The 2,215-nt window shown below is 36.0% G+C and carries 2 protein-coding genes; both read left to right on the top strand.

Translation table 11 applies throughout. The features are described from left to right. Positions 1-6: 6 nt before the first annotated feature. The gene (locus tag AC1Z3S_RS19960; RefSeq protein WP_461741810.1) at positions 7-105 is read left to right on the top strand and encodes a hypothetical protein; all 99 of its coding nucleotides are present in this window, start codon (positions 7-9) and stop codon (positions 103-105) included. Positions 106-242: 137 nt separating this feature from the next. Beyond that, positions 243-2,215 (top strand): lectin-like domain-containing protein (locus AC1Z3S_RS19955; RefSeq protein ID WP_461741829.1); only part of this gene is annotated, 1,973 nt, incomplete at its 3' end.

Raw genomic sequence — 2,215 nt, 5'->3', positions numbered from 1 at the left:
GTTAACTTGACAGTTAAAGGTGGTAGCGCAAAAGAAAACAATCAATACAAGAGTACAGTGACTTGGGTATTGTCTGACACTGGTACAGATAGCCCAACTGCTTAGTTCCGAATCAGTAACAACAGTATAACTTTCAAGTAATCATTAAGTCTTAAGGATTGCGAGAAAGTTACTGTAACAATCCAAGGTTTAAACAGAAGAGCACACAAAAATACTAGTAAAGACGGATAGGATGGAGAGAGATGAAGAAAAAGATACGGGAACAGTTAAGATGGGTCATAACATGTATAGTCGGTCTTTTTTGTCTGTGGTTCTTGCCGAGTGTAACACTTGCGACATCAACTACCGCTTACCCTATTACAACAGAGTATCAAGAAATTACAGATATAGCAGGTGTTAAAAATAATTTCAGTTTATCTGGTGACCCCACTAAGCCAGCATACTGGGATCCCAATTCTGATTATGCTATCCTAACCGAAGATAAACAATATCAATTGGGGTCAATGTATCTTAATAATAAAGTCCAATTAGACAGTAATTTTAGTATTACGGGAAAAGAAATGGTGTACTTCAAAAAAGGCACACCCATGGCTGATGGGATTGGTATTATTTTCCATACAGGAGCTGTCAATCAAGCTGGTAATAAAGGTGGAGATCTAGGAGTAGGAGGTCTCCCAAATGCGCTTGGTTTTGTATTTGATTTCTACAGAAATGCAGGTGACCCTGTTGTTCCGTATATTGGAATTTGGTCTACAGATAGCACAGGAACAATTTCGCGTGACAAAAATATTGCTACACCAACATTACAAAATTTAGCAACAGGTTATTATACTTTTGATTATAGCTTCACATATAACTCGACCACTTCCCCAAGGACAATTACTTTTCAGATGAAATATAACGGTGTAAATTTAATAGATGGGGATGGTTATGTTCTTAATATTCCTAATGATGTTTATGAGTATTCGTTCGCAATTACAGCTTCCACTGGCTTTTACAATACTTTTCAAGCTGTAAAGGTTGATAAATCTTCCATACCAATTTTAGTTACAAATACTCCTACAGTAACGAAAGAAGTGGGATCGACTTATGCCACAACTTTAACATTAAAAGATAAAACCAGTACGGATCCGAAAATTCTTGCTAATTATCCTGATGGAGTACCTTATCCAGCAGGATCAGTTGTGACTGTGAATGGAACGGACTATACAGTAGATGATAATTCATCGATTACGGTTCCTTTAGGGGCAACAGATACTGAAACAGATTTAACAATCGCGGTTAAATCGTTTAAAGAATACAATAACCAGAAATTTGATGGTAGAGTTTCAGATTCAATTACTTACACTCGCCAACAACGATTTTGGGGGAATGTCCCATGGTCATTTGATAGTGATACTGGCACGTTAACCTTTACTTCAGGAGGAACATTTTCTACAAAAAGTGACTCCCCATGGAACCGAACGGATGCTTTAAAAATTTCTAATACAGATGTGAAAAAGATTGTTTTTACAAATGCAGTTAGTACCTCATCTGATGCAAGTTTTTTATTCGGTGGTTATACGACTGGTGATGTGACAAATTTACCTAATTTGGCATCAATTGAAGGGCTAACCCACTTAGATACAAGTGAAGCAACATCAATGGCGGGCATGTTTTTAAATGCATCTGCTTTAACTAACCTTGATCTAAGTAAATTCAATACTAGTAAGGTCAACAATATGCAGTATATGTTTGGTTCTGCAAGCAGTTTAACTAGTTTGGATTTGACTAATTTTAATACGAGCCAAGTGACTACTATGTATCAAATGTTTTCCAGTGCGAGTAAGTTAACAGACTTAAATTTAACTAGTTTTGATACGAGTAATGTCACCAATATGATGCAGTTTCTAAGTGGTGCAAGTAGTTTAACAGCGATGGACTTGAGCAATTTTAATACTAATAAAGTTACCAACATGTCCTATATGTTTTCTGGTATGAGCAGTCTAACAAGTTTAAATATAAGTAACTTTGATACTACTACCTTAAGCCCAAATATAAAATCTGCTTTTTTAAATACAACAGCATTAAAATCACTGACACTTGGATCAAAGTTTAAAGATACATCTAATGAATCACAATTGCCCAATATCACCGCCAATGACACTTATTCTGGTAATTGGCAATATCAGGTAGATGAGTCCATAGTGGGTACAACCTCCCAATTCTTTGCAAA

The sequence above is a fragment of the Enterococcus sp. LJL90 genome, assembly GCF_056924355.1.
Note: the sequence above shows the minus strand (reverse complement) of the source record. Positions and strands in the feature narration are given on the sequence as shown.